This is a genomic window from Limnohabitans sp. TEGF002 (assembly GCF_055395845.1).
This window is the reverse complement of sequence record NZ_AP029224.1, coordinates 2,150,344-2,176,782: the sequence shown is the minus strand read 5'-3', so window position 1 is coordinate 2,176,782 and position 26,439 is coordinate 2,150,344. Positions and strand designations below refer to the sequence as shown.

The following is a 26,439-nucleotide window of genomic DNA, read 5'->3' as shown; positions in this document are numbered from 1 at the left end:
GCTCCTTTCGTTCAGCCAGCCATCAGGGACTGGAGTTCGTGACGGGTGGAGGCCACATCCATGTTGGTGTGCATGTCTTGTTGCAGAAACTTTTCCATGCTTTGCCGCAAACGGATGGCCTGGTCGAGTTCGGCGTTGCTGCCGGCCTCGTAGGCGCCGACCTGGATCAGGTCCTGGTTCTGTTGGTACAGCGACCACAGGCGTCTGAAGCGGTTCGATTGCTTGAGGTCTTCGGGGCTGAGCAGGTTTTGCATGACCCGCGAGATGGACCCATTCAGGTCAATCGCCGGGTAGTGGGCGGCATCGGCCAGTTTGCGCGAGAGCATGACTTGCCCATCGAGCGAGGCGCGGGCGATGTCCACGATCGGGTCGTTGGCGTCGTCGCCCTCGGCCAGCACGGTGTAGATGGCGGTGATCGAGCCAAAGCCATGGCGGCCGACTCCTGCGCGTTCGATCAGGTTGGGCAGCAGTGCAAACACCGAAGGCGGGTAACCCTTGGCAGTCGGCGGTTCGCCCACGGCCAGGCCGATTTCGCGCTGGGCATGGGCCACGCGGGTCAGGCTGTCGACCAGCATCAGGACGTTTTTGCCCTGGTCACGGAAGTATTCGGCGATCACATGCGTCATGTGGGTGGCTTTGAGGCGCAGCACGGGTGACACGTTGGCGGGTGCGGCCACCAGCACCGATTTGGCCAGACCTTCCGGGCCCAGGGTTTCTTCGATGAAGGCCTGCACTTCGCGGCCCCGCTCGCCGATCAGGCCGATCACGACCACGTCGGCTTCGGTGAATCGGGTCATCATGCCCAGCAGCACGCTTTTGCCCACACCTGAGCCGGCCACCAGGCCCAGACGCTGGCCGCGCCCGATGGTCAGCACGCCGTTGATGGCCTTGACGCCGACATCGAGGATTTGGTGGATGGGGCCGCGCTCCATCGGGTTGAGCGGGCGGCCCAGCAGGCTCAGCACATCGGGGCAGTCGGGTGCGGGTTTGCCGTCCAGCGGCTGGCCACGCCCGTCGATGATGCGGCCCAGCAAGTCGGGGCCGAGCTGGACGTTGGACGAATGGTTGAGCACCGTGACCCGTGCGCCCGGGCCGATGCCGTTGGGCTCGGTGAAGGGCATGAGGTAGAGGGTGTCGTCGTTGAAGCCCACGACTTCGGCCTCCACCCGGTGGCCAAATTGGCCCACGACTTCGCAGCAGGCGCCCAGCGGTGCCATCAGTCCCCGGGTTTCCAGCCGCATGCCCACCAGCCGCACCAGGGTGCCGTTGCGCTGTGGCTCGGGGGCGTGCAGTTCACCGATCAGCTGGCTGACCTCGGCGTCAAAATCCATCATGGTGTGTCGTCGTCCGGGTTGGCTGCGGGTTTGATTTCGGTGTCTTCGACATCGACCACCTGGCGTTGCCAGTCACGCACCGGGGTGTCGGCAGGCAAGGCTTCGGCCCGGTCCTTGACCAAGGAAGATTGCTGCATCCAGGCCTCGGGCTGGGCCAGCAAGCGACGAGCCAAGGGCTCCAGACGTGTTTCGATCAGGTCTTGCACCACGCTGTCTTGCACGCGCACCCGCACGCTGCCCGGGCGCAGCAAGGCGTCGGCTTCGAGCTGCATGTGCTTGGTGACCGATTCACCCATGGCGGTCAGGCGCTGCAGGTCTTCGGGGTTGACGCTGACGTGGACAGGCTCGACCGCGTGGTCGAGCTGCTGAATGCATTGCTGAATCAGGTTGTGGATGGCTTGGCCAGAGAGTTGAAGCTCGGCCCGCACCAGTTGTTCGGCCAAGTGCAAAGACAGCCGCTTGAGGGGTTCAAAAAACCGTTGCGGGTCCTGGCTGATGCTGCGCAGCTCGATGCCCAAGTGCCGCATCAGCTCTCGCTCTTTGCTGCGTTCATTTTCAAATTCGGTGCGCACCAGCGCTTGCCCTTCCAGCAGGCCGCGCTGATACGCTTCGTCGCGCAACTGGGCCAAAGCCGCTTCGGTCCAAGGCGATTCCGGCTCGGCCGTGGGCGCAGCCTCTTGCGCTGCTGCCGCATCGGCGGGTACTTCTGTGGCCGCTTCGCTGGCGTCGGGTTCGGCAGCTTCGGTCAGCAAGCCTTCGGTGGGTTCGGCTTTGTCGGCCACGCGCCATGGACCAAACGAACGGGCCGTGGCCTCGTCCCATTGGGTGCGCAGAAAACGGGGGGCCTCGGCCTTGCTGTTGAGCAAGGGGTTGGGGCTCCAGGGGGCAGGCTTTTCGTTCAGGTCAGACAAAGCCATCGCCGCCTCCTGCCAACACCAGCTCGCCCGCATCGGACAGCTTGCGTGCCAGGCGCATGACGTTCTTCTGCGCTTCTTCCACTTCGGTGATGCGCAGCGGGCCTTTGCTTTCCATGTCGTCCACGAACATGACGCGGGCACGGGCCGACATGTTGTCGAGGAACTTGTCCTTGACGAAGTCGGGTGCGCCTTTCAGGGCGACCATCAGCAAATCGGGCTCGGCCGTGCGCATGATGGCCTGGATGCCGCGGTTGTCCACGCCCACCAGGTTTTCGAAGGTGAACATGTTGTCCTGGATCTTCTGCATCAACTCGCCGTCGATTTGCGACAGGCCGGCCATGATGGAGGATTCGAGCTCGACCTTGACCGAGTTCATGATCTGGGCCGCCGCCTTGACGCCGCCGAAGCTGGACGATTTGGACGAAGAGTTCGTGGCGAACTGCTTCATCATGATCTGCTCCAGCTCTTCCATGGCGGAGGGCTGCACCGTCTCCAGGCTGGCAATGCGCTGGATGATCTCGGGGCGCGACTCACCCGGCAGGAAGTTCAGCACGTCGGCGGCCACGGTGTATTCGAGCACCGACAAGATGATGGCCACCACCTGGGGGTGTTCGCCACGGATCATCTCGGCAATCGAGCGGGCGTCCATCCATTTCAGGATTTCCAGGCCCTTGCTGCCCTGGCCGGGCATGATGCGGCTGAGCACCGAGGCGGCCTTGTCTTCGCCCAAGGCGCGTTTGAGCACTTTTTCGACATAGTCGCCCGTGCCCAGGCCCAGGCTGGTTTGCTTTTTGAGCATGGTGACAAACTCGTCCAGGACGATGTTCACCGCCTCTTGTGACAAATCCGACACCGAGACCATGGCAGCACCCAGCGACTGCACTTCCTTGGGGTTCATGAAGCGGATGATCTCGGAGGCTTGTTGCTCGCCCAGCAGCAGCATCAGCACCGCCGCACGTTGTGTGCTGGTCAACTCGGCCAATTCCTTGGCCAGTTCTTCGGTCATCGGGATGGAGCCATCGCCCAGCAGGGCGGGCGGAGCGTCCTTGCCGTCTTTGGGCTTGTCGGCTTTGGCGTCTTTGTCGTCAGGTTTCTTGGTGGCCATGGTGTTTTTTCCTCAATAGCTTCAGCTGGACTTGATCATGCCCTTGAGCACGTTGGCCACGCGACCGGAGTCTTCGGCCACCAGCATGCGGATGAGCGCCACTTTATCGTCATAGGTATTGGCGGTGTCCAGCATGTCCATGGAGATGCTCGATTTCTTGGGCTTGAGCTTGGCCTTGATTTCTTCCAGGCTCTCGCCTTCGCCGATCTGGATCATGCGCATGTCGTCTTCGCTCAACTCGCCATCGCTCAGAGCGGCCTTGGCCTGATCGGCATCGGTGGCAGCGTCGCTGGCGTACATGTTGCGCATGATGGGGCGCACCACGATCAGCATGAACACGATGAAGCTGATGGCCAGCAAGCCGCCTTTGATGCCGGTTTGCACCGCATCTTCCAGGTACCATGGGATGGTTTCCAGCGCTGTCGCAGGCTCGAACTTGGCGGGCACCACCGAGACGTTGTCGCCGCGCTGCTGGTCGTAACCCACCACGCCGCGCACCACTTGCAGCATTTGCTCCAGCTCTTGGGGGGTGTAGGCCACTGTGGTCGGCGCGTTGGGAGCCACTGGGGCGTCCTTGGCGGGTGGCGGTGCGGGGCGTTCGTTCACGACCACTGCCACGCTGACTTTCATGATGCCGCCTGTGGCGTTGCGCACATGGCGCACGGTGCGGTCCAGCTCGAAGTTGCGGGTGGAACGGCTGCTGAGTTTGCTGCCGGATTCACCCTGACCTTTGTTGGCGTCCACCTGGGTGGCGTTGGTGGTGGTGGGGTCTGCGGGGGGCGTGTTGGCCAATGCCCCGGGAATGCCTTCGGCGGCCCGGCTGGCAGCGCGGTCTTCGGCCAGCACTTCAGAGCGGGTGCGGGGGCCTTTGTCGCGGTTGTCAAAGTCTTCGGTCGTACTCTCGATCTGGGTGAAATCCAGCGTCAAATTCACTTGCGAGCGTACATTGGCTTCGCCCACCATGGGGGCCAGAATTTGCATGATGCGGTTGCGGTAGACCTCTTCAAGTTGCTGTTTGTGCTGCTCCTGTGCAGAGGTCAAGCCCAATTTTTGTTCGGTGGCCGACTCGGTCATGAGCTTGCCCACGTTGTCCACCACGGTCACATGGTCGGGTGCCAGATAAGGCACGCTGGAGGACACCAAGTGCACGATCGCCTGCACCTGCGAAGCGGACACGGCGCGGCCGGGGTAGGGGGCCAAAACCACAGAGGCTTTGGGTGGTGTGCGGTCCCGCACAAACACGCTTTGCTTGGGTGTGGCCAGGTGCACGCGCGCGCTTTGCACGCTGCCAATTTGCATGATGCTGCGGGCCAGCTCCTGCTCCATGGCCGCGTTCACTTTGACCTGCTCCATGAATTGGCTGGTGGTCATCGACGACTGTTCTTTCAAGCCGTCCAGACCGGTCGCACCGGCCTTGGGCAACCCTTGAGAGGCCAGAAAAATCCGCGCCTCATGGAAGCGCTGGCTGGGCACGGTGAGCTGGCCTGTGGCGGGGTCGATCTTGGGACTGAAGTCGGCGGCCTTGAGCGACTCAAAAGCTTTTTGCTGGTCGGCTTCCTGCAGCCCGGGCATCACGGGTCGGTAGGGGGTGGCCTGCATCCAGGCGTAAACCAGACCAAAGATGACCAACACGGCCAGCATGATGATCAGCGGCAGCACTTTGCGAACGGCCGGTTGGTTGATCACGGTCTTGAAGGTGTCGGCCATGCCCTGAGTGCGCCAGGGGCTGAGCATGCCGCCTGCGCCTGCGCCATTGGCTGCACCGTTGGCACCTTGGGCGGTGGTCAACGCCGTGCTGCCCGAAGCATTGGCGGGCGTGGTGGCAGGGGTGTTGTTGGACGCTGGGGGCGCGGTCATCACGCCAGTGTTCATCGAAGCGGTTGCTGTGGCCATGTTTGTTCTTCTTCAGTTGAGCGGGTCAGACCGGCATGTTCAGAATTTCTTCGTAGGCCTTGAGCACTTTGTTGCGCACTTGCAAGGTGGCCTCAAAGGCGAGCGAAGATTTCTGCATGCCCAGCACCACGTCGGTCAGTGCGACGTTTTCGCCACGGTCAAAGGCGGCACGCATTTCGGAGGATTGGACTTGCAAGTTGTTGACCTGTCCGAGCGCACCCGAGACCAGATCAGAAAAACCTGTTTTCTGGACACCGCCCGCGCTGCCGTTCAGCTCGGTCGCGCCGGGCATGCCCGCTGTTTTGCCGGAGGCTTCAGCCTGGTGGCTGCGCAGGGTTTGCAGCATCGACTGGATGCTGGCAGGAGAGATGGCTTTGTCGATCATACGTGTCTCCTTCAGTAAGCCGCGCTGGCCATGCCAAGACCGTGCTCACGCAGCTGGGCCAGTTTGTAGCGCAGGGTGCGTGGGCTGATGCCCAGGCGCTTGGCCGCTTCTGTTTTGCTGGGGGTGCTGGCCAGGGTGGCCATGATCACCTGATGCTCGTTCATGCGGGCGGCGCTGTGCAGGTCGGTGGGCAAACCAAGGGCCTCGTCGGCGATGACCGGCTCTTGCAGACCAAAGGTGTGCTTGGCTGCACTCATCAATTCATCAAAACAGGCCACAGGCCGGGCTGGGGCCGAGAGGACCGCAGGTTCAGCGGTCACCGACGCCTGCGCTGGTGCGCTTGTCGATGTTGTTGCGGGGGTGCTGGCGGTCAGCCAGTCGTCAAACATCAGGTGCGCGGGCGTGACCACGTGGTCGGTGCACAGCACCATGGCGCGGCGCATCACGTTTTCCAGTTCGCGCACATTGCCGGGCCAGGGGTATTGCAGCAGTTGCATCTGCGCCTGTGGGTGCAGTTGCCACGGCTTCTTGTCGTGCTGCAGCAGGCACTGCATGGCCAGGGGAATGATGTCGCCCGGGCGCTCGGCCAAGGGCAGCAAGCGCATGCGGAAGGTGGCGATGCGGTAGTACAGGTCTTCGCGGAACTCGCGTTCGGTGATGGCTTTTTTCAGGTCTTTGTTGGTGGCGGCCACGATGCGCACGTTCAAGGGGATCACGCTTTGGCCGCCCAGGCGGGTGAGTTGGCGCTCTTGCAGCACGCGCAGCAGCTTGCTTTGCAGGTGCATGGGCATCTCGCCAATTTCGTCCAAGAACAAGGTGCCACCCTGGGCTTGTTCGAACAAACCTTTTTGGTCGCGGTGGGCGCCGGTGAACGCGCCTTTTTCGTGACCAAACAGCATGTCTTCGATCAGGTTTTCCGGCATGGCCGCGCAGTTCAGCGCCACAAAGGGGCCATGTGCGCGGCCCGATGCCTCGTGCAGCACGCGGGCCAAGACTTCCTTGCCCGAGCCGGTGGGGCCCACCAGCAAAGCGGTCACATCGGCCTGGGCCACTTTTTGAGCCAAGGCCAGCAGGTGCTGGCTGGCGGGGTCCACAAACACCACGTTGCGCACAGGCTGTGGCGACAAGCGTGGGGTGTTGGGGTTGATTTGGGTGTGCAGCCGCTGCCATGAGGCCGTGCGCACGTCGTGTGCAGCCAGCACCGTCAATGCGCCGGCTTGGGTGGCTTCCACAGCCAGGTCCAATTCGTGGCGCTCAACGCGGCAAACCACGGGGGTGCTCAGCCCGGCATCTTGCAAAAGTTGTTGAACCGCTTTGAGCCGTGTCGCGTCCAGTGTCAGGTGCAAGACCACCATGGCCGCATCGGCGGCATGGGCCAGCAGGTTGTCCAACGTGGTGACGGGCATCACAGCCCAGCCGCTCACCTGCAAGGCATGGCTGTGCTCGGGGCTCAGGGCTGCTTCGGGGTCCAGCCAGAGGGCCAGAGGGGTGGAAACGGGTTGTGACTTCACGGTGTTGGTCTCATGTTCAGATGAAACCTACCAAGCAACCCTTGTGCCAGATTTAAATGGATTTAAAAAGCACTGAAAAATTAAAAAATGAACACTTAAATATTTTTAATTTTCGAGAGATTTTGACACTGCGCTTGACGAAAGATTGACAGCGCGGATAAGGCAAGTGTCAGGCCGCAGATTTGTCTTTGGCGTGAAAGAGCCTGCAGAACTGCCCGTCCACGCGCAGCACTTCCATAGCGGGCAATAGCCGCGACTGGAAGCCCATGGCCCGGCAGGCATAGGGTGCCGAAGGGATGTGGGTGATGGCGAAATGCCGGCATTGCCAGCAGTTGGGGCCGCGTTGCGGACCTTCGGCAGTTTGGGGCATGCGTTTTCTTTGGGTGTTGCTGGGCTCAGCAGGCACTCAATCTCGCAGCAAATCCAGCACGGTTTTCAAGTCCAGGTTGGCCTGCGCGAGGACGGCCAACTCCGGCTCCAGCGCCAAGCTTTGCGCGGCGAGTTGACGGTGGGCTTGTGCGCGCATGGCATCCAAAAAATGGCGGGTTCTTTCGGTGGTGTGGATGGCCAGTGTGCGCATGAAATCTCCGGTGCAATGGGCGGTGCCCTGTCAATGAATCGTCGCTCGGGTAGCGAGCCAATGGTCTGTTTCATGGTGTGCAAAAGCTGTGCCAGAACAAAGCCTGAAGGGCGAAAAAAAACCTGCAAACTCCGAAGGTTTGCAGGCCTGCGCCCAGCGTTGAAGCAGCTCAACCTTGCAGCAGCTTGAGCACCGATTGGGGCGATTGGTTGGCCTGTGCCAGCATGGCCGTAGCCGCCTGCGAGATGATCTGTGTGCGGGCCAATTCGCTGCTGGCCTTGGCATAGTCGGTGTCCAGAATGCGGCTGCGCGACTCGGAGGTGTTTTGCGAAATATTGGCCAGGTTGTCCACCGAATAGGTCACGCGGTTGATGATGGCACCAATGCCTGCACGCTCTTCGTTGATGCGGTTGATCGCGTTGTCCAACTCGGCAACAGCCGTGTTGGAGTTTGTGTTGGTGGTGATGTCGAGCGGTTTGACGTTGGTCAGTGCACCGTTTTCGTTGACAAAGGAAAGCGCGACACCTGCTTGATTGGTTGGGGCCGTTGTGAATGTGACCACGCCGTTGGCGGCGCTTATGCCGGCTTGACCCAAATCCAGCTTGAACTTGGCGGCCATGTTGTCGCCTATCGACTTGAGGATCTTGGTCGTGTCGCCGGTGAGCAAGTCATTGCCCGACACCTCATAAGTGGACGTTGCAGTGCCCACGGTGACGGATATTTTGTCGCCCACGGAATAGTTGCCAGCAAGCGTCAGTGTTTTGGCTGTGGTGTCCAAGGTGGCGGTACCCGTGGACTCTTTGAAACCCATGGGCGGAATCGTGTGTGTGATGACCTGGCCTTCGTTGGCGCCCACTTGAAAGCGGAAACGCCCCACGTCGCCCGCATCGTTTTTGAAGGTGCCGTTGAGCACATCCATGCCGTTCCATTGTGTGGCCCGTGTGACCCGGTTGACTTCGGTCTTGAGCTGCTGGAATTCCAGGTTCAGGTATTTGCGATCGTCAGTGGTGTAGGTGTCGTTGGCTGCCTGGATGGACAGCTCGCGCATGCGCTGGAGCATGTTGGTCATCTCGATCATGGCGCCTTCGGTGGTCTGCAGCATTGAAATCGAGTCGTTGCCGTTGCGGATCGCCTGGTCCAAGCCGCGGATCTGGGCGGTCATGCGCGAGGTGATGGCCAGGCCGGCCGCATCGTCCTTGGCCGAATTGATGCGTTTACCGGTCGACAGCTGCTGCATGGCATCTGACAGTTCGCGGTTATTCTTGACCATCGCGTTTTGCGAGACCAGTGACTTGATGTTGGTGTTGATAACGGACATGGCGTTGACTCTTTATAAATGGGGTGTCGATCAGTGAAGGCGCAGAACGCGGCAGGTCGGCTCAATGCATGCGGGCCGAGGCTTCCACGGGCACTTGTTCAGAAACCAGTTTTTGCAGCGCCAAAAACTCGTCATTCAATGCCGAATCGGTGGGGTGGGCGACCATGGCTTGTTTGGCCACTTGCAAGGCTTTGCCCGGTTCGCACTGGCAACGCAGCACGCGGATCAGATGCCGCCAGGTGAAGGGTGTGACTGCAGCGCCTTGTGTTTCGATCAATTTGCGCAACATGTCTTCGGCGGTGACCCAATCTTTTTGGATCTCGGCAAGCAAAGCGCTGATGGCCAAAATGTCTTCGCTTTTGGGGTACAGGCTTTGACCAGCCGCAGCCAAAGCATTGGCCAGGTCAACCCGGTCAGCTGCCACCAGATCGGCCAGAGTTTGGCGAATCTCGGGGGCGGAAAAGTTCGATACATCACGCGCATCGAGCAATTGGCCGGATACGGACTGCGACAACATGGCATTTAAAAGTGTGGACATCACGGTCTCCAGGGGTGTCAAAAAATCCGGTGACAGTTGGCCGTCACCGATGGTGAACCCTGTTAAGCAAACCGCATGCCAGCAAAACTTTAGCCTTGAGGGGACTTTTTTTACGAAGAAATTTGAAAAAATCAAAATGAATTCGATGTTTTCAATTATTTGACCGCCAAAACCACAGCGTGGTGTCGACGTTCAGGTGTCGGAGCGTCGGCAGTGCGGCAAGGGCTTGCCGCTGGGCAAAGCTTGGAATCCTTTGGCCGTAACTTTCAAGCGGTTTTGGGGGAAGAGGCCGAGGTCTTTGGTGATTTGCACCAAGCACACGCCGTTTGTATGCGCTTATAAAAATTGCTCATTGCGTTGAGCAAAAGCAGAGGGGTTTAACCGCCCCCTCTTTGGCGTTGGCTGCAGCGCTGATGAGCGCTGCATGCCATCAAGCCACTTTGAGTGCTGGCGCAATGCCTGTTCGCTGCAAAGCGTTGAACTCTTCCTGCAGTTGAGCATCTTTGGGGTGAGTGGCCAAGCCTTGAGCGGCCACAGACATGGCGCGGGCATCGTCGCCCATGCAGCGCAGCACGCGCACCCACTGGCCCCAGCTCACGGCTTGCGCAGCGTGGCCTTGCAAACCGATCAGCCTCTCCAGCGCAGCACTGGCGGCGGGCCAATCTTGACGCACTTGGGTCACCAAAGCACGGATCACCAGAATGTCCTCGCTCTGTGGAAAACGTTGAAGTGCTTCGCATGACAAGGCATCTGCTTCGGCCAATCGATTTTTGCCAACCAGATCGGCGATGGATTGCCGAATTTTGGCCGGGCTGAGTTCTTGGGTGGCGCTGGCAAGAAGTGCCGAGTAGGACGTTTTGGCTATAAAGGCGGGGGCAGCATGCAACATGAATCACTCCTTCGATGATGGTGTGGCCATAAATAGCCGACGTAACAATAAAATTAAAAAAGCAATTAACATGCCATAAGGTCAACTGCTTTGGCCGTGAGAAGGGCTGTATCCCTTAGCATCATCTGTGATGAGACAGATAGCAATTGAATTACGCGAATTGCGTCTGTGGAGCTTGCAGAGGTGAAAAATGATGCAATTCAATTTTGAGTTTAAATTATATTTTTTTATTAAATTCCCCGCAAAGAGTATGAAGCGATTTTAACTGAGGGTATTTCAAAAATATTTGGTTTAAACTTTCGTAAAAATCATTGGGCAAGGTAAAATCATTCGTGGAATTGTGGAATAATGGTACATCAATTATTTTATTTTGATATTGATTAAATGCATTTTTAGATTGCATGCATAAATCTGTACCCCATAGATGCCAACCCATTTTAGGATCAATAACCACATCTGCTTCTTCATGCAAGGCAACTGCAAACTCATCAATTGAGCAAGCATGGTTGGTAGTAGAATGCTTGAACAATCTCTTTCGATCAATCACTAGACCAGATTTGTCAAAATTACCATCAAATGCTTCTTTTAATCCTGCAAATCCAATGGCATGGCGGGTAAATTTCTTTTCCGACAGTTTTCCCAAATGACGCCTGATAGCCAAGCCTGTGCAAGATGGAAAATAAACGTCTTGATGTACAAGTATTTTCCATTGATGTTTAGATTTTTCTGCACCAATTTGATACGCATCTGCCGCGCTTTTAGCATTGAATACAGGTACAATATCTGCATTAATTTCTTTGAGGCCGGGTGAACGGAGTATGTTTAATTCGTATTGCCAAGGTCGATTAACTGGTACAATAACACTAAATGGCTCTTCGGGGCCATTTTTTTCAAATATTGTTAATGGCCATTTTTCGCATTTTATTATCATCTGATAAAGACTAAGTTGATCAAGCGCGGTTGTTCTTGGTATTCCCAAAATTCCTGCTGAATTAAGGATTGATTCCGTAAATTTATCAACTCGTAAAGGTGTATCATATCGATTAACAATATCAGGTAGCCATCCTGAGTTAAGAAAAATTTTTATAGCTGATGATGCAGAGAAGAGGCGTGTGTGTGTTACGTCTAAAAGACCCATTTGATCATATGAAAAATCACCAGATAGCAGCCGCTCTACAATGCTGATATGTGCTGTATTTGGTATGCAGCAAACCAAAGAAGCATTTGGTAGGCTTAAGTCGTATAATTTATCTAGCAGATCTTCTGGATTTTTTAGATGCTCTAAAAGATCACCAATTACTATGGTGTCAAAATCTTTCCCAATATTTAATAAATCAGCTTTATCGATATCAATTTGGTATGCTTCATCAAGATATTTGGACGCTTCTTGAATTGCATTTTTATTGATATCTATACCAACCCAGAAAACGTGATTGTTTAGTTCTTTGTAGCGCCGCCCTAATTTACCATTTGCACAACCAAGTTCCAGTATTTTATTTGCATTTTTAGGAATCGTATTCAATAGTTTTTCGTTTAGTCCATCATAATAAGAGCTCATGATTTTCTTTCAATTTTATGCAGTGGTAATATCTTCTGGTAGCAAGCCAAAGTCCGATTGCATCGTCCTAGCCAGTGCGCGCTCATGCGGCGTGGTGCTGATTTTCTTTAGCTTGACTTTCATGAAGGCGGCTTGGTCTTCTTCGCAAGGAGTCAATTTGTTGTCAAGCCACTGAAATTGACTCATTTCAAAGCGGTACTCAAACCAGCCCAGATACCAGAACCAGTTGGTATAGTAAAGCCAAGAATTGAGGTTCATTGCACGCAGATGGGTCGGGTCTTGCCATGCGGTCATCGATTTTTCGTAGGGTACCTCGATTTCGATTTCGCCATCTTCTTTTAGTAGTGCCAAGAGGTTGGTCATCAGGCAAGGCAGATCTGGAACATGCTCGAGGACATTGTTGGCATAAATGGTATTCAGGCTGTTCTCTTCCAAAACGACAAGACCACCTCCCAGGGTCCGCTCACTTATTGGAAAAAGAATCTCTTTACCCAGATCGAGCACCAGATCGGGTTGAGCCCGTTCCAAGATGTCGACATTGAGCCAGCCTGGTTTGTAGTCTTTGCCTGAGCCCAGGTTCATTTGGGTTGTGCGCCAGATTTGACTGACTTTTTCTTCGCCGCCCATATTCCATAGGGCTTGGCAGTAAGCGTGGGCAATACTCCATGGCTGTAATACGTCGGTGTGTGCAAAGGCCTGAAGCTTTTCATGAGTTCGCTGGAGCCAGCGCGGTGTCATGAATTCATTCATGAAAAAGGACTCAAGTTCATCGTCTGTCACCCAGCTCACCGCATCCTCGAATGCTGCTGGCGGGCTGGTTCGCTCGGTTCTTTCTGAAATGAGTGGGGTGCCCAGCGAAAGCGTGTGAAAGGCACGGGCCTGCTCGAAGCGGCTGCTTTCATAAAAGTGGCAGTTGAAAACAGCTTTGGACTGGCGGATGAATTGGTCGCGTTCTTCGCTGAATAAGGGTTGGTCGAATCGCGAGACGCTCCAGCCGCATGCTTCGATACGATCAAACATCGTTTGACGACGTTCGTTGATACCGCCAAAAAATAGTAGATCAATCGGTCGTTCTTCTAGAGGCGTAATTGAAGTACTTGACAGGTAGGGAGCATAATGGAAGGAGACAATTGGGATGTCACCGTCCTTACAACCATATGCAGCCAAGTTACGCAAATCGTAATCAATAACTGCCGACGAGCTTAGCAGATCAATATAGGCTTGGCTGACGATAGCGCCATCTTCACCTAATTGCTCAAGATTGAAAAAAATACAGGTGTAACGTTCTTTGAGTTGTGCTTGAAAGCCCAAATGAGCCCCAAATACGATATTGATTGAGTCTTCTCTAAGCCTATTTTTGCCTAAGCTGACCGCCGCACCGAGTTTTCTGAACTGATAGCGCACGTAACGTGCTTGGTCTAGAAATCCCTGGGAGTGAATATATCCTGGGGGTTGGATAATACTTAAGTGTATACGTTTATTCATGATTTTTCGTCATTCAGTATATTTAAATTTTGATAAAATTTTTCTTAGTGATCTTGCGGAAAAATGTCTAGTTTTTGTGTATTGGCATGATATATATTGTGCGTTTCAATTAAAGCATTTTCGAAATTTCGTGTATATTTATTAATGTCATAAAGTGGTCCGGTATTTATGCCGGACCTAACTATTTTCTTTAGGTGATTTAAATATTCGGGGTTGCTATATATCTTAGTAGCCAAATTAAAATAATCTTCTTCATTTGTTACAATTAATTCGTTTGCATTTATAGTTGACAAAATACTGCCAGCGACTCTGCTTGCAAATGTTTTACCTGAACGTGTAAGCAGAGGAACACCAGCCCATAGTGCATCAGATGCTGTTGTATGAGCATTGCACGGAAAACTATCCAGAAATAAATCGGCATGACTCAAGCGTTCAAGGTGCGCTGCTTCCGGTAAGAAATTTGCAAAAATTATTCGCTTGGCATCGATTCCGGACTCGCTGGCGTGACGCAATAAATTATTTTGAGCTTTTTCTGTTGATTTCAATAACCACAGAACGCTATTAGGAGCTTCATGCAGAATTTTCATCCACAGATGAAATTGGGAGGGCGTGATTTTATAAGCATTATTGAAGCTGCAAAAAACAAACTTGTCTGCAGGGAGTTCAACAGGTCGAGACGATTGACCATGAGGTTTGGGACGGCCAGGATGATTTGGTTGATAGCAATCTGGCATAAAAATTATATTTTCAGAAAAAAATTCTCTATTTTCCTCGGTGATGGTGTATGGATCTGCAACCATATAATCTATAAAATCAGCGCCCATGCTGCCAGGGAATCCCAGAAAGTTGATTTGAATAGGTGCTGCTTTTTCCGCAAAAATAGCGGGTCTAGAGCCTTCCGTGTAACCCTTCAGATCGATGGCTATATCTATTTCAAGTTCTCTTGATAAGTTAGCGACGGCACGATCACTGTAGTGAAAAACTTCATGATAATGATCAAATAAATTTTTTATTCTGAGCGTGTATTCGTCTTCCTTGGTCAGGTCCAGGGAAAACGCATGCAATTCAAACAAATCCCGATCATGAGACTTCAAAAGGCCTTCGATCAGCATCGCTGTGGCATGCCCAAAAAAATCGCAAGTATAATAACCAATCTTTATTTTTTTGTGCCTTTTAGATGACTTCAATTGACCTAGTAAATTGGTTGATTTAACTTGACTTGCCCAATTTTTAGAGTAGGCTAAATGATTTTTCGGTTCGTTTGAAAATATAATCGGTGCAAATGGTCCTGACCATTCGAATTTACTGTCTTGTTCTAATTTTGCGAGAGTGGTTTCATAGTTTTCCCATTCGCAATGGAAGCACATGGTATAAAGATACGATCCAGCAACAGAAGGTGTTAAATTAAATGTTTTTTCTGCATATTTAAGTGCATTATTTAAATCTCTTTTAATAAGCATTAAGTTTGATATATTCCCAAAAGCTTTGCTATTTTTTGGATCAATTTCTATAACTTTGTTGAAAATTTTTATGGCCTCGTCAATCTGTTTGAGATGACCCAGTAAATTTCCGTAGTTGATCAGGGTAGGGATATGTTCTGGTTCAAGTTCTAAAGCTTCCTTGTATTTAATCAAAGATTCTTCAGTTTTTCGCATTTTCCTCAATAGTTCTGCATAAGTTGAAATATATTCAATTTTTTTAGGTTCATTTTTATTCAGTTTTACAAAAACATCCTCTGCCGATGCGTAAAGGCCCGCTTCAATCAATAGATTGCCTTTTGTATATAAAAGATCATGAGCGTGAGGATTTATTCTGAATCCAGTATCGAGTACTTCTATTGCTGCATTTTTATGTTGTAACTTAAAAAGTGTGGACGCTAACTGAATATATCCTGGTAATTTTTGTGGCTCTCGACTGATGACTTCGGAGTAGCTATTAACTGCTTCCGGATAATTTGCAGTCATTTCATGGCAAATGCCAATCATCAAATGAACATTGGTTAAATATTCTGAATCGATCAAACATTTTTTTAAAAAAGGCAATGCTTGTTGATGCTTTCCTTGATTAATATAGATTTTTCCGACGTTCAAATTTGCAACAAAATTAGTTGGATCAATTTTTAAGATCTCTAGATAACTTGCAGTACAGGCATCATCTTGCCCTGTCAGTAAATACGATAACGCACACAAATCTAAAATTTTTAAATTTTTGGGTTGTTTGCGCAGAATAGATTGGCACTCGGCAATACATTCGCTGTATTTTCCCAATTGATACAGACTATCTGCGTTTTCTGTTAATTTTTTTAGTTTTTTCTGTGAATTGGCTGCAAGCATACTTTGATCTCGGGTATTTGGCAGCGGTTGAGCTAAGCTGCCCCGTCGTTGTAAGAACGCGTTAGCCCAAAAGAAACGGCAATAGCTTGCCGCCCTTGAAGGCGCAAGCGAGTAAAGCAATATTTGTTCCAGTGATGACTGAAACCGAAAGCCAGTTTCTGGCTATGGATCTTCAGTAGAGCAGCTGAAGTACCGAGAATGGCTGTTGGTTGGCTTGTGAAAGCATGGCGGAACCCGCTTGTTGCAATATTTGTGCTCGGGCTAAGTTGGCCGTGGTTTTTGCGTAGTCAGCATCCATCAGTTGACTTTTGGAAGCGCTGAGATTCATGGATACATTGGCCGAGTTGTCGGCTGCGTAGGTCAACCGGTTCATGGCGGCACCCCAAACCGCGCGGTTTGAGTTCAGCGTGGTCAACGAACTGGCAATGGCCGTGATGGCCAAGCCCGCATTGGCGCTTGTGTCTACGCCGTTCGCACTGAGGACGGAGAGACTTGAAAGGCTGGTGAATGTAACCCCAATGGCATCTGAGCTTGCACTGCTGGCACCGACCTGATAGTTGTAAGTTGCAGTGGAATTGAGAAGGCTCATGCCGTTCCAGCTTGTGCCGTTGATGATGGCGGTCATCCCCGTTTTGAGCTGCGTAAATTCAGCATTTAATGCGGTTCTATCTGATGTTCCATTGGTGTCATTGGAGGCCTGGATGGCCAACTCGTTCATGCGAAACAGCGACTCTGAAAGCGACTGCACAGCACTGTCTGCTGTTTGGATCATGCTGATGCCATCGTTGGCATTGCGTATGGTTTGATTCAAACTCAGAACACGCGTTTGCATCTGATTGCCTATCGCCAAACTGGCGGCATCATCTGACGCTGAGTTGACACGTAAGCCAGTTGACAGCTGACTCATCGCTGAATTGAGTTGTCGGTTATTTACAGACAGCGCATTTTGTGCCTGCAATGCTTGTAAATTGGTATTGATGCTGGCCATAGGGCGACTCCGAAAGTGACACTTGCCGTTTGTAGAAATATCAAAGTGGCAAGAGTATTGGCAATGAAGGTTAGCCGTAGAAGCCAACCTTTCTTAACTTTCAAACAACAGCATCCCGGCTGTCACCGGGGATGCTGTGGAGTTCAGTTTTAGCGCAGCAATGACAGAACCGATTGCGGTGCTTGGTTTGCTTGAGCCAGCATCGCTGTGGCTGCCTGCTGGATGATTTGGCTCTTTGCCAAATCGGTTGTAGTTTGTGCGTAGTCGGTGTCTTCGATCTGACTGCGCGATGCCGAGGTGTTCAATGCCACGTTGGCCAGGTTGTCCGCAGCAGATGTCAAGCGGTTGACTCGGGCACCCAAACCAGAGCGGAAGGTGTCCACTGCAGTGATGGCGGTGTCCAACAGTTCAATCGAAGCTTGAGCTTGGACGCTTGTGCTGACAGACAAGGCGCTGATGGTCAAGGCGCCTGCGCTCATGGCCGAGAAGCCCACAGTGATGGCAGAAGTGGCGTCTCCTTCTGTACCGACCTGGAAGGTCATCGAGCTGTAGGCGGCAGCTCCGCTCAAGATGGCCATGCCGTTCCACTGTGTGTTGGTTGCGATACGTGTCACTTCGTTGGTGAGCTGAGTCATCTCGCCGGCGATGGCTGTGCGGTCACCCGCGCTGTAGCTGTCGTTGGCAGCCTGCACAGACAACTCACGCATGCGTTGCAGCATGTTGGTGATTTCTTTGGTGGCACCTTCAGCGGTTTGCAACATCGAGATGCCATCGTTGGCGTTGCGGACCGACTGGTCCAGTGCCTTGATTTGAGCGGTCATGCGGTTGCCGATCGCAAGGCCCGCGGCATCGTCGGCAGCAGAGTTGATGCGTTTGCCGGTGGACAGTTGCTCCATGGCTTTGCCCAGTGTGCGGTTGTTCACCGTCAACGCATTTTGGGCAATCATCGATTTGACGTTGGTGTTGATTACGGACATGGTCTACCCCTTAAAAATGGTTTGAAAATTTTTTCAGAATCACCAAGTCACATGACTTGGGTCTGATGGAAAACATATTTCACTCACCTGACCTGATAAGTGGTCAAGAAAGTACAGCTCAATTACTTGAGCAAAGAAAGAACCGATTGCGGTGCTTGGTTTGCTTGCGCCAACATCGCTGTGGCTGCCTGCTGGATGATTTGGCTCTTAGCCAGTTCGGTCGTAGTTTTGGCGTAGTCGGTGTCTTCAATCTGGCTGCGCGATGCCGAGGTGTTCAATGCCACGTTGGCCAGGTTGTCCGCAGCAGATGTCAAGCGGTTGACTCGGGCACCCAAACCAGAGCGGAAGGTGTCCACTGCAGTGATGGCGGTGTCCAACAGTTCAATCGAAGCTTGAGCTTGGACGCTTGTGCTGACAGACAAGGCGCTGATGGTCAAGGCGCCTGCGCTCATGGCCGAGAAGCCCACAGTGATGGCAGAAGTGGCGTCTCCTTCTGTACCGACCTGGAAGGTCATCGAGCTGTAGGCGGCAGCTCCGCTCAAGATGGCCATGCCGTTCCACTGTGTGTTGGTTGCGATACGTGTCACTTCGTTGGTGAGCTGAGTCATCTCGCCGGCGATGGCTGTGCGGTCACCCGCGCTGTAGCTGTCGTTGGCCGCTTGCACGGACAACTCACGCATGCGTTGCAGCATGTTGGTGATTTCTTTGGTGGCACCTTCAGCGGTTTGCAGCATCGAGATGCCATCGTTGGCGTTGCGGACCGACTGGTCCAGTGCCTTGATTTGAGCGGTCATGCGGTTGCCGATCGCAAGGCCCGCGGCATCGTCGGCAGCAGAGTTGATGCGTTTGCCGGTGGACAGTTGCTCCATGGCTTTGCCCAGTGTGCGGTTGTTCACCGTCAACGCATTTTGGGCAATCATCGATTTGACGTTGGTGTTGATTACGGACATGGTCTTACTCCTGAGAGATGGATTTCAAATGGTTGGCAGGAACCGAATGGAGTAGGACCTGCCTGGTTTTTACAGAAAATCCAACTTGAATCTCTGTTGTTTGATGAATCGGATGCTGTTGCAAAAGCTTTAGAAGCTGTCTAATTTTTTTTAATGTCAAGATTTTTCGTCTTGCATCAAGCCCTTCATGTTTTCAATGTTGTGGGCCACACGGAGTGCAACTTCTGAGGGGATCTGACGGACCACTTCGCCCTCTTGGTTTTTGACGGTCACCACAACTTTATCGACCACGTCGTCGACACTGAAGTTCAAATCCCGCTTGTTAAGACGCATTTGTTGGTTCAGCTGGTCGGTGGTTTCTTGCAGGGTGCGGCGCGCTTCCCTGGGGTCGGGTTTGGCTTCCGCGATTGGCTTGGGAGTTTCTGCCGCTTGCGGGCGAGCCGCCTCGACAGCACGCACGTTTTGGCTTGCAGCCGTTGGCACCGGCGCCGGGGCCTGTCGGGTGGGAGAGATGTCGTTGCTCATGATGTCGTCCTTTGGTCAAGGCACCCCCTCTGGCAGAACTGACACATGGCCAAACGCTGGAGCGGCTGGCCAATATGGGGGTATCGTGAGAAGGATTCGGCAGCAGAAGACGGGACTTGAGCGGTTTTTGAAAAAAAACGGCAAATATTTGCCGGTGGCGAGGTTTGAGTGATGCCTGCCCAGGTCAATGTTGACAGTCATCGCTTGAGGGCATGATCTTCGTGAGCGTCGCGTATGGCACCAGCCAGAAAACGGACCGGCTCTACAGCGGAGAATTTTGCATCGCCAAGTCAGAGCATGCTGCTGCCTTCAAATGCGCGGGCCTGAGCCATGACACCCAGTTCGATCTGAGCCAGGTCCTGGAGCTGCCGTTCAACGACGCCTATTTTTCGGTGCCACCCCATGCGCCGCATGGCCAAAGCCCGAAGCTGGGCACACTGCACCCGAGCATGGTCAGGATTGCAGCTGCCGCGCTTGCGCCGGCAAGCAAATAGTCATGCACGGTCACCGCCAAACAGGCTGACCAGCTTGGCCACTTCGGGGCTCATGCCCATGGTTTTGAGGCGGATGTGGGGGTGTGCGGTGGCAAACACGCGGAACACCTCGTCCACAAAGGCCTGCCCCACATGGACCACCCCTTCAAAATCGAGAATCACGGTTTTGAATTGGGTGGCGCGGTTCATCACCCATTTGGCTTGCGAACGCGACACCAGCTCGCTGCTCAGCTGCGCCAGGCGCACCGGAATTTCTGTGGTGTGAAAAGCCTCGCCGGGTTCGGCATCGCCAACATCGCTTGACTCAAAATATTTGAAGTAAACATCATTGCCCGTACGGGTACTTTCCAGCGCAATCGCCATGCGCACCACGGTTTGTGCCTGTGCGGGTTTGAACTGTGCGTTGGCATCGATCCAGTCAAAAACAGGCAAAGGGGCGCTGGCCTCTTTCGGATCGAAACGCAAGCCACACGACTCAATGGCAAAGCCATCCATCATGCGCGACGACACAAAAATACCCATGCCGGAGTGGCCTGCGGGCGCGGTGGTGTACTTGCCTTTGGCCAACTCCAAGATGGCCAGGCGGGGGTCAAACAAATCCGCCGCTTTGGCGATCTTGCGGAAAATCCCCTCGCCGTCATCGGCCACCAACATGTGCAGTTGTCCGCCTTGCAGATGCATGCCCATGACCACGCGTTGAGCGTTGGAGTGGTCAAGGGCGTTGTTGAGCATTTCGGTGAAGGCGGTGTAGACCAGATTTTTGACGTTGCCTGGCAAGTCCGCCAGCAAAGCCGCCAAATGCTGCTCCCACACCACCATCTCGCCACCGCGTCGCACGATCTGGTCAAGGGGTTCAACACGCAACCAAAAGCGCTTGTCGCCCAAGCTGTAGGTCTGTCGTGTGCCTGTACCGTGGCGCTGCAAATAGCCTGTGTCGGCCAGTTTTTTGATGCGTCGCGAAACTGCCACACGTGTCAAGCCCGTTTGGTCGGTCGCAGCGCTGGCCATGGTCCCAGCTTGGGTCGCACAGCTCAGGATGATTGCATCGTTGATGTCAAGCATTTGTATCTCGCTTGGATATTCAATAGGGTTATTATTGTATATCCTGAGATGTAATATTGTAATTTTTAACTTTTTCTATCGCGTGCCAGGTGTCGACGAGATCAGTGACTGAATGTTTCATCAAGCCTTTGAAGCCTGAACCAGCTTATTGGCTTGCGCCCTGTGGAGAGGTTTTCGCGAAGTGACTGGCTCAACTGCTGTAAGCCTTCGCCATACCTTCAAACGTGCCTTTGAGGCTGGTGCGCAGGCTGTTGCTGTTGCCTACGATGCTTTCCATGACGCTGAATTGGTTCATGTAGCGGGTCATGAGCTTTTCCATGCGGTCTTCCAGAGCGGTCAGCTCATCTTTGTATTTGACAATCTGCGTGCTGGCGTTTTTGCTTTGGGTCTCCACCAACCCTGTGGACAGCAGCATTTTTTCGATGCTGATGATGGCCTCGCCGGCCAAGCCCGCCGGGGCGGTACTGTAAATACTTTGGTTGTTGGTGCCGGCGCTGAACATGGTGGACACCTCGCTAAAGTTGTCCTGCAGTGCGGTGTCGAGTTTGGCCTCGTCGAGGGTGAGTTTGCCAAAGCGGTCAATGCTCAGGCCCACGTCGCGGGCGGCTTGGATGGTGGTGCCTGGCGTGCTGGAGGTGTTGGTGATGAAGCCCCGCACTTGGTTGCGCACCGATTGCAGCAGGCTCTCGCCCGCCAGAACGCCGCCAAATTCTTCCACCTCGCTTTTGCTGTCACCCAAAATTTTCAGAGTTTCTTCAAACTCGTTGTAAGCCGTTACCAGGCCCTGGATGTTCGCTTTGATACCTGCTGTATCGCGGTTGAGGTCTAGTCGGGCTGCAATGGGTGCGCCGACAGAATCTACGGCGGTTTTGGCAAAAAGCTCTAGCGTAACGCCATCGATCACGTCGTTCACAGTGTTGGTGCTTCGGGTGACGGGCAGGCCGTTGACCGTGAAGCTGGCGTCGGTAGCATCTTGCAGCGACTGTGAGAAGGTGATGGTGCTGACCGGGTCGGTGGGGTTGGTCCCCGAGGTGGTCATGCTGAAGGTGTTGGCCACACCCGTATCGCCCGTCAACACAATTTGGTGCCCGCTTCCGGTGTTGATCAATTGCGCTGTCACGCCCAGCTTCGCCCCGTTGATGGCGCTGACGATGCCTGCAGGGGTGGTCGTTGTGACATCGATAGGGTCTGTAGGCACTGCGCCAATGGTCAAGTTCAGTTGAAAAGCCACACCGCCGTTGAGGGTGGTGTCGCGCGCCGCAAAGCTGCTGCTGGCTGTGCGCTGGGCCAGCGCGGTTTGCAGCACTTCGATGCTGTAGCTGCCAGCCTCGGCGCTGGTGCTGGCCGTGACCCCAAAAGCGCTGGGCTGGGTGTTGGCGGGTTGAATGGAGCTGAAGTCGCTGGCGTCGTTGAGTTTGCCAAAGGCGGTTTTGAGCGTCGACAGCGCGTATTTGACGGCACCGTAGCCGGTGATCTTGGCTTCGGACTTGGCGATTTTGGCGTCGATGCGCTCTTTTTTTGGGGTCTTTTCCGCATCTACCAGACTTTGGGCCAGCGCTTTGACGTCGATGCCGGAGCCGGCGCCGAGGGTGTTGACAATGCTGCTGGTGGCCATGGGGTGGGTTCGCTGGTGTGGGGGTGGACGTTCTAAATCAGTTCATGGATTCGGCACGGGTGCGGAAAACTTGAGGAGGGGTGTGGCCATCAACCCCGGATGTAATCAAAAAGTGACAGCCCAGATATTTTGGAGAAGCTGCCCATGGCGGCTTCCAGGGCCATCATTTCCTTGTTCATGCGGGTCACGGCCTCGGCATAGTCCAGGTCTTCGATTTCGGAGAGCGTCGATTTGATGCGCAGGGTGGTTTCGTCCAGCACGTCAAGTTGCGATTGAACGACCGACTGGTCCGAGCCGTTTTGGGCTTGTGCCAGCGTCAGGTTGTTGTGCATCTGGGTCAGGTCGGCCACGCCTTGGTGGATTTTGCCGCTCTGGCTGTTGTTCACGCCTTCGATCATTTGGTCCAGGGCGTCAAAAAACACCACGGCCTGGCCGTCGTCGCGCACCACGCGGGTAAACACGTCGGTGCCTGCGCGGGTGAACTGCACGGTGCGTTCCACACCGGCGGGAATGCGGGTCTGCGTCTGGTCACCCTGATAGACAACCTGGCCGCTGGCGTCTTCGGCAAAGGCGGGGGTGTTCACCCGGGTGCCCGAAAACAAGTAATTGCCGCTGTCGTCGCGGGTGTTGCCCAGGCTCAGCAGCTGGTCGCGCAGGGCTTTCATTTCCATGCCGATGGCTTTGCGGTCGTCAGGGGCGAGCGTGTCGTTGGCGGCCTGGATGCCCAGCTCTTTCATCCGGATCAGGATGTCGTTGGACGAGGAGATGGCGGTTTCTTCGGCGGTGTAGCGGCGCATGGCCACTTCCAGAGTGCGCATGTGGCTGTCCTGGCGCTGCACTTCGCCCTTCAGGCGCTGGATGGCGGCGGCCTGGTCGGGCGCAGCGCTGGGCGAGAGAATTTGCTTGCCCACGGCCATTTGCGCTTGCGTGGTGGCCAGTTTGTTCTGGATGGTGCTCATGCGCTCGGTGGCGCGGTCAAACAGGAATGAGGTGGAGATTTTCATGTGGGCTCCGTTCAGCGCACTTGCAAGATGGTGTCGAACAAAGCCATGGCGGTTTGCATGACTTTGGCGTTGGCCTGGTAGGCCTGCTGAAAACGCACCAAGGCCGAAGCCTCTTCGTCGAGGCTCACGCCCGAGATGCCGTCGCGAGCCTCTTGGGCCTGTTGGTAAACGACGCTCAGGGCTTGCTCGGCAATGGCCGCTTGCCTGGCCACGCTGCCGACCTGGTTGACGCGCTCAATGTAGGCCTCGGTCATGGTCAAGCCGCCGGGCATGATGGCTTCGTCTTCCAGTGCCACCAGGCGCAGCATGGCTTCGTTGTTGCCGATGCCGTCGGCGTTGCCGTCGATCGTGAAGACATCGCCAGCCTTGGGTGCGGTCGAAAACTCGAGTTTCAAGCCCCGGTAAGTCAGGCTGGGCGTGGTGGAATTGGCATCGGCTTGCAAGCTGCGTTCAGCCACCACGGTGTCGGTGGTGGTATCCACAATCCTGTAAGCGGTGGCGGATGTGAAGCTCACTTGCAGGGTGGATGCCCGCAATGTTTGCTTCATATTGCCTTCGACGCCGGTGAATTGGCCACTCACCGTGGCGCTGCTGGCAGCGCCGCTGCGGTCGGTCACGAAAATCAGCAGGTCGTCTTTGGCAACACCCTGGATGGCGATGCGGGTGTCAAAACCCAGGCGAGCCAAATCGGCTGGCGTCCCGTTGCTGCCCATGCCCAGTCGGATGTCATCGGTCGTGTTGCTGCTGGCGCGTGACAGCACCAACCGACCACTGGATGCGCTGGCCGTGATGCCGGTGTTGGCGGTTTCGGTGTTGAGCCAGCTGACCACCGAGCTCAGGGTCAGCGGTCCTGCCAGTGCGGAGAGTGACCGTCCATTGAGGGTGAGGGCGCCTGCGGCAATGCCCGCAGAGGAGGGTACAAAGGTGTTGCCCGTCAGCACGGCCGGTGTCTTTTGGGGGGGCAGCAAATCACCCGTGGTGGTGTTGAACTGCTGGACCAGTCCCACCTCGGCTTTGGCCCCCATGAAGATGTCCATGTCCAGGTAGCTCGATGCACCGCTGGCGTTGAGGTTGGCTGCGCTGTAGGTGGCGCCCGCTTCCATGCCGTTGCCCGTTTTGATCAGCAAGGCCTGTTCGTCGGCGCTCAAGGTCTGACCCAAGATATGCCGACCGTCACGGGTCAGAACCTGAAACGATTGGTTGGCCGTGGGGTTCTGGAGGGTGAGCGACAGGTTTTGTGTGCCCGCAGTCACCACACCCAGGCTGGCGAAAGGCTGGCTGGTGCTGGTGGAGACGGTGACGGTGCCGATTTGCGGAATCTGCGCCAGCGCCAAGTCGCCTTGCAAGCCGGTGAGGCCTGCAAATGCGGGGGCTTCGTAGGCCACACGGGCCTGCGCGGTACCGCTGTTCAACGGGTCGTCAATCACCCGAAATTGACCTGCGGCTGCCACGCGGTTGGCGTCTTGCACAATCATTTTCATGCCCGCGGCCTGGAAGGGTTTGTCCGCGCTGAATCCGAACAAATCGCCACCCAGCAGGCCTTCGGCGTCCACACCTTCGCGGTGAACGGCATTGATTTCTTGGGCCATGACTTCGGCCAGGTCGTTCAAGGCGTTGAAGGCTGGATTCAAGACCTGGTCACGAAAACTCATGACGCCGCCGATTTTGCCGCTGCTGATGCCGGGCATCGTTTCGGGTTTGCCGTAAGCGTCGATCAGAAATTCGAGTTTGTTGCTGTCAATGTTCGATTGCGACACGCTGATGGCGCGCGAGGTCGAGTTCTGAACCAGAATGCCCTGGTCCAGGGTGTCGCCCACGCTGACCAGGACCGACCCGTTGGCTTCAAATCGGGTTTTGACCGCGACCAAGCTGGAGAGCTCACGCAGCAGGCGGTCGCGTTGGTCCAACAATTCAGAGGGCTGATTGGCTGCGCTGCTGTGCTTGACCATTTGCTTGTTCAGCAAGCCCAGTTGTTGCGTCAGGGAGTTGATCTGGCCCACATCGGTCTCAACCGATTGGCGGGTTTCGTTGTCGAGCAGGTCGAATTGCCCGGCCAGTTGTTGAAAGCGCGCCGCCAAACCATCGGCATCGCGCAAAAATGTGCTGCGCGAAACGACCGAGGCGGGATCGCTGGCCAGGTCCCTGGCGGATTCGAAGAACAGGTTCATCGCGGTCGTCAGGCCGATGCTTTCGTCGCCCATGACATCGATCAGCCGGTTCACATAGGACAACAGGGGCTTTTGGCTTTCCAGGTCGCTGTTGCTGTTGCGCAAGTTCGACTCGACAAAGGCGTCGTATTGCCTTTGAACCGCGTCAAAACGCGCACCGGTGCCCAAATAGCTGTTGCCCAGCTGCCGCGGCTGGTTGGAGCTGAGTGAAACGTCCTGGCGGGTGTAGCCGTCGGTGTTGACGTTGGCGATGTTGTTGGAGACGGTGGCCAGCGCACGTTGGTAAGCGTTGACGCCCGAGCTGCCAATGCTGAGCATGTCACTCATGGCTTAACCTCCGGGGTGATCCGGTCGAGTTTGTAGCCCGTCGTGCGATCGAGTTGGTAGGCCTTGATGGCTTCCGGTTTGAGCGGCATGGCTTCGCGCGGTGGGTTCAGCGGCATGGCCCGGGCTTCGGTTGGGCGCAGTTGCAGTGCGTCCTGTGTGCTGAGGCCCTGGGCTTGTGTCATTTGGCGTTCCATCATGTCGGCCAGGCCCATGCCGCCACGCTTGACCATTTGCAGCGAGACTTCCTTGTCCATCAGGTCCTGGTACATGTCCATGTTGCCGCCATCGACCAAGTCGCTTTTTTCGATCGACTCGCGCATGGTTTTCATCATCTGCTGGATGAAATAGGCCTCGAACTGCTCGGAGGTCTGACGGATGGCTTTGGACGGGTCTTGCGCCGCCTCACCCTTCAAACGCGTGAGGGCGTTGAAGTCCAGGTAGGTGCTGGAAGAGGTGTTGGTGGACAAGTCGCTCATGGGGAGG

At 54.8% G+C, this 26,439-nt stretch carries 24 protein-coding genes; 1 reads left to right on the top strand and 23 read right to left on the bottom strand.

Going from position 1 to position 26,439, the window contains the following annotated elements:
* Positions 1-11 precede the first annotated feature (11 nt).
* The 18 genes from ACZ5SR_RS10820 to ACZ5SR_RS10735 form a co-directional block, all read right to left on the bottom strand.
* On the bottom strand, positions 12-1,334 hold the full coding sequence (locus ACZ5SR_RS10820) for a FliI/YscN family ATPase (RefSeq protein WP_291924062.1): 1,323 nt from the start codon (positions 1,332-1,334) through the stop codon (positions 12-14).
* Positions 1,331-2,251: a FliH/SctL family protein gene (locus tag ACZ5SR_RS10815; RefSeq protein ID WP_464448685.1), complete on the bottom strand. Its 921-nt coding sequence runs from the start codon at positions 2,249-2,251 to the stop codon at positions 1,331-1,333. Before ACZ5SR_RS10815 ends, ACZ5SR_RS10820 begins: the two co-directional genes overlap by 4 nt.
* Positions 2,238-3,356, bottom strand: a complete 1,119-nt coding sequence (gene fliG, locus ACZ5SR_RS10810) for a flagellar motor switch protein FliG (RefSeq protein WP_291924065.1) — start codon at positions 3,354-3,356, stop codon at positions 2,238-2,240. Before fliG ends, ACZ5SR_RS10815 begins: the two co-directional genes overlap by 14 nt.
* A 21-nt stretch (positions 3,357-3,377) precedes the next feature.
* Positions 3,378-5,249, bottom strand: a complete 1,872-nt coding sequence (gene fliF, locus ACZ5SR_RS10805; RefSeq protein WP_291924068.1) for a flagellar basal-body MS-ring/collar protein FliF — start codon at positions 5,247-5,249, stop codon at positions 3,378-3,380.
* Positions 5,250-5,274: 25 nt separating this feature from the next.
* The gene (gene fliE / locus ACZ5SR_RS10800; RefSeq protein WP_464448684.1) at positions 5,275-5,634 is read right to left on the bottom strand and encodes a flagellar hook-basal body complex protein FliE; all 360 of its coding nucleotides are present in this window, start codon (positions 5,632-5,634) and stop codon (positions 5,275-5,277) included.
* An 11-nt stretch (positions 5,635-5,645) separates the two neighbouring features.
* Positions 5,646-7,145, bottom strand: a complete 1,500-nt coding sequence (locus tag ACZ5SR_RS10795; RefSeq protein ID WP_464448683.1) for a sigma-54 interaction domain-containing protein — start codon at positions 7,143-7,145, stop codon at positions 5,646-5,648.
* A 169-nt stretch (positions 7,146-7,314) separates the two neighbouring features.
* On the bottom strand, positions 7,315-7,515 hold the full coding sequence (locus ACZ5SR_RS10790; protein WP_464448682.1) for a hypothetical protein: 201 nt from the start codon (positions 7,513-7,515) through the stop codon (positions 7,315-7,317).
* Between the two features lie 36 nt (positions 7,516-7,551).
* The gene (locus ACZ5SR_RS10785; protein WP_464448681.1) at positions 7,552-7,725 is read right to left on the bottom strand and encodes a hypothetical protein; all 174 of its coding nucleotides are present in this window, start codon (positions 7,723-7,725) and stop codon (positions 7,552-7,554) included.
* A 169-nt stretch (positions 7,726-7,894) separates the two neighbouring features.
* On the bottom strand, positions 7,895-9,043 hold the full coding sequence (locus tag ACZ5SR_RS10780) for a flagellin N-terminal helical domain-containing protein (protein WP_464448680.1): 1,149 nt from the start codon (positions 9,041-9,043) through the stop codon (positions 7,895-7,897).
* A gap of 61 nt (positions 9,044-9,104) precedes the next feature.
* The gene (locus ACZ5SR_RS10775) at positions 9,105-9,581 is read right to left on the bottom strand and encodes a tetratricopeptide repeat protein (protein ID WP_464448679.1); all 477 of its coding nucleotides are present in this window, start codon (positions 9,579-9,581) and stop codon (positions 9,105-9,107) included.
* Between the two features lie 430 nt (positions 9,582-10,011).
* Positions 10,012-10,470: a hypothetical protein gene (locus tag ACZ5SR_RS10770; protein WP_464448678.1), complete on the bottom strand. Its 459-nt coding sequence runs from the start codon at positions 10,468-10,470 to the stop codon at positions 10,012-10,014.
* A 217-nt stretch (positions 10,471-10,687) separates the two neighbouring features.
* The gene (locus ACZ5SR_RS10765; RefSeq protein WP_464448677.1) at positions 10,688-12,028 is read right to left on the bottom strand and encodes a methyltransferase; all 1,341 of its coding nucleotides are present in this window, start codon (positions 12,026-12,028) and stop codon (positions 10,688-10,690) included.
* Between the two features lie 15 nt (positions 12,029-12,043).
* Positions 12,044-13,513, bottom strand: coding sequence for a methyltransferase domain-containing protein (locus ACZ5SR_RS10760; RefSeq protein WP_464448676.1), 1,470 nt, complete (start codon positions 13,511-13,513; stop codon positions 12,044-12,046).
* Between the two features lie 44 nt (positions 13,514-13,557).
* Entirely contained in the window at positions 13,558-15,966 is a 2,409-nt protein-coding gene (locus ACZ5SR_RS10755) for a tetratricopeptide repeat protein (protein ID WP_464448675.1), read from the bottom strand.
* Positions 15,967-16,018: 52 nt separating this feature from the next.
* Positions 16,019-16,834 (bottom strand): flagellin N-terminal helical domain-containing protein, encoded by an 816-nt coding sequence (locus tag ACZ5SR_RS10750; RefSeq protein ID WP_464448674.1) that lies wholly within the window; start codon positions 16,832-16,834, stop codon positions 16,019-16,021.
* A gap of 149 nt (positions 16,835-16,983) precedes the next feature.
* Positions 16,984-17,811, bottom strand: coding sequence for a flagellin N-terminal helical domain-containing protein (locus ACZ5SR_RS10745; protein WP_464448673.1), 828 nt, complete (start codon positions 17,809-17,811; stop codon positions 16,984-16,986).
* Between the two features lie 122 nt (positions 17,812-17,933).
* Positions 17,934-18,761 (bottom strand): flagellin N-terminal helical domain-containing protein, encoded by an 828-nt coding sequence (locus tag ACZ5SR_RS10740; protein WP_464448672.1) that lies wholly within the window; start codon positions 18,759-18,761, stop codon positions 17,934-17,936.
* 156 nt (positions 18,762-18,917) lie between these two features.
* Complete coding sequence (locus ACZ5SR_RS10735; RefSeq protein WP_464448671.1) at positions 18,918-19,286, bottom strand: flagellar protein FlaG; 369 nt, start codon at positions 19,284-19,286, stop codon at positions 18,918-18,920.
* A 212-nt stretch (positions 19,287-19,498) separates the two neighbouring features.
* On the opposite strand from ACZ5SR_RS10735, the gene ACZ5SR_RS10730 reads away from it, so the two are divergent.
* Positions 19,499-19,780, top strand: a complete 282-nt coding sequence (locus tag ACZ5SR_RS10730) for a hypothetical protein (RefSeq protein WP_464448670.1) — start codon at positions 19,499-19,501, stop codon at positions 19,778-19,780.
* On the opposite strand, the gene ACZ5SR_RS10725 is transcribed toward ACZ5SR_RS10730, so the two are convergent.
* From ACZ5SR_RS10725 to ACZ5SR_RS10705, 5 genes are all read right to left on the bottom strand, one after another.
* Positions 19,781-20,842 (bottom strand): STAS-like domain-containing protein, encoded by a 1,062-nt coding sequence (locus ACZ5SR_RS10725; protein WP_464448669.1) that lies wholly within the window; start codon positions 20,840-20,842, stop codon positions 19,781-19,783.
* Positions 20,843-21,032: 190 nt separating this feature from the next.
* On the bottom strand, positions 21,033-22,457 hold the full coding sequence (gene fliD, locus ACZ5SR_RS10720; RefSeq protein ID WP_464448668.1) for a flagellar filament capping protein FliD: 1,425 nt from the start codon (positions 22,455-22,457) through the stop codon (positions 21,033-21,035).
* A gap of 89 nt (positions 22,458-22,546) precedes the next feature.
* On the bottom strand, positions 22,547-23,461 hold the full coding sequence (flgL, locus tag ACZ5SR_RS10715; protein ID WP_464448667.1) for a flagellar hook-associated protein FlgL: 915 nt from the start codon (positions 23,459-23,461) through the stop codon (positions 22,547-22,549).
* Between the two features lie 11 nt (positions 23,462-23,472).
* Positions 23,473-25,956, bottom strand: coding sequence for a flagellar hook-associated protein FlgK (gene flgK, locus ACZ5SR_RS10710; protein WP_464448666.1), 2,484 nt, complete (start codon positions 25,954-25,956; stop codon positions 23,473-23,475).
* Positions 25,953-26,432, bottom strand: a complete 480-nt coding sequence (locus tag ACZ5SR_RS10705) for a rod-binding protein (RefSeq protein ID WP_291924107.1) — start codon at positions 26,430-26,432, stop codon at positions 25,953-25,955. The genes flgK and ACZ5SR_RS10705 overlap by 4 nt, the downstream gene beginning before the upstream one ends.
* Positions 26,433-26,439: the final 7 nt, after the last annotated feature.

What these genes read in the sequence shown, in the direction of transcription:
- ACZ5SR_RS10820 (WP_291924062.1), bottom strand. Translation starts at nt 1,334, where the DNA reads ATGATGGATTTTGACGCCGAGGTCAGCCAGCTGATCGGTGAACTGCAC.
- ACZ5SR_RS10815 (WP_464448685.1), bottom strand. Translation starts at nt 2,251, where the DNA reads ATGGCTTTGTCTGACCTGAACGAAAAGCCTGCCCCCTGGAGCCCCAAC.
- fliG (WP_291924065.1), bottom strand. Translation starts at nt 3,356, where the DNA reads ATGGCCACCAAGAAACCTGACGACAAAGACGCCAAAGCCGACAAGCCC.
- fliF (WP_291924068.1), bottom strand. Translation starts at nt 5,249, where the DNA reads ATGGCCACAGCAACCGCTTCGATGAACACTGGCGTGATGACCGCGCCC.
- fliE (WP_464448684.1), bottom strand. Translation starts at nt 5,634, where the DNA reads ATGATCGACAAAGCCATCTCTCCTGCCAGCATCCAGTCGATGCTGCAA.
- ACZ5SR_RS10790 (WP_464448682.1), bottom strand. Translation starts at nt 7,515, where the DNA reads ATGCCCCAAACTGCCGAAGGTCCGCAACGCGGCCCCAACTGCTGGCAA.
- ACZ5SR_RS10785 (WP_464448681.1), bottom strand. Translation starts at nt 7,725, where the DNA reads ATGCGCACACTGGCCATCCACACCACCGAAAGAACCCGCCATTTTTTG.
- ACZ5SR_RS10780 (WP_464448680.1), bottom strand. Translation starts at nt 9,043, where the DNA reads ATGTCCGTTATCAACACCAACATCAAGTCACTGGTCTCGCAAAACGCG.
- ACZ5SR_RS10775 (WP_464448679.1), bottom strand. Translation starts at nt 9,581, where the DNA reads ATGTCCACACTTTTAAATGCCATGTTGTCGCAGTCCGTATCCGGCCAA.
- ACZ5SR_RS10770 (WP_464448678.1), bottom strand. Translation starts at nt 10,470, where the DNA reads ATGTTGCATGCTGCCCCCGCCTTTATAGCCAAAACGTCCTACTCGGCA.
- ACZ5SR_RS10765 (WP_464448677.1), bottom strand. Translation starts at nt 12,028, where the DNA reads ATGAGCTCTTATTATGATGGACTAAACGAAAAACTATTGAATACGATT.
- ACZ5SR_RS10760 (WP_464448676.1), bottom strand. Translation starts at nt 13,513, where the DNA reads ATGAATAAACGTATACACTTAAGTATTATCCAACCCCCAGGATATATT.
- ACZ5SR_RS10750 (WP_464448674.1), bottom strand. Translation starts at nt 16,834, where the DNA reads ATGGCCAGCATCAATACCAATTTACAAGCATTGCAGGCACAAAATGCG.
- ACZ5SR_RS10745 (WP_464448673.1), bottom strand. Translation starts at nt 17,811, where the DNA reads ATGTCCGTAATCAACACCAACGTCAAATCGATGATTGCCCAAAATGCG.
- ACZ5SR_RS10740 (WP_464448672.1), bottom strand. Translation starts at nt 18,761, where the DNA reads ATGTCCGTAATCAACACCAACGTCAAATCGATGATTGCCCAAAATGCG.
- ACZ5SR_RS10735 (WP_464448671.1), bottom strand. Translation starts at nt 19,286, where the DNA reads ATGAGCAACGACATCTCTCCCACCCGACAGGCCCCGGCGCCGGTGCCA.
- ACZ5SR_RS10730 (WP_464448670.1), top strand. Translation starts at nt 19,499, where the DNA reads ATGATCTTCGTGAGCGTCGCGTATGGCACCAGCCAGAAAACGGACCGG.
- ACZ5SR_RS10725 (WP_464448669.1), bottom strand. Translation starts at nt 20,842, where the DNA reads ATGCTTGACATCAACGATGCAATCATCCTGAGCTGTGCGACCCAAGCT.
- fliD (WP_464448668.1), bottom strand. Translation starts at nt 22,457, where the DNA reads ATGGCCACCAGCAGCATTGTCAACACCCTCGGCGCCGGCTCCGGCATC.
- flgL (WP_464448667.1), bottom strand. Translation starts at nt 23,461, where the DNA reads ATGAAAATCTCCACCTCATTCCTGTTTGACCGCGCCACCGAGCGCATG.
- flgK (WP_464448666.1), bottom strand. Translation starts at nt 25,956, where the DNA reads ATGAGTGACATGCTCAGCATTGGCAGCTCGGGCGTCAACGCTTACCAA.
- ACZ5SR_RS10705 (WP_291924107.1), bottom strand. Translation starts at nt 26,432, where the DNA reads ATGAGCGACTTGTCCACCAACACCTCTTCCAGCACCTACCTGGACTTC.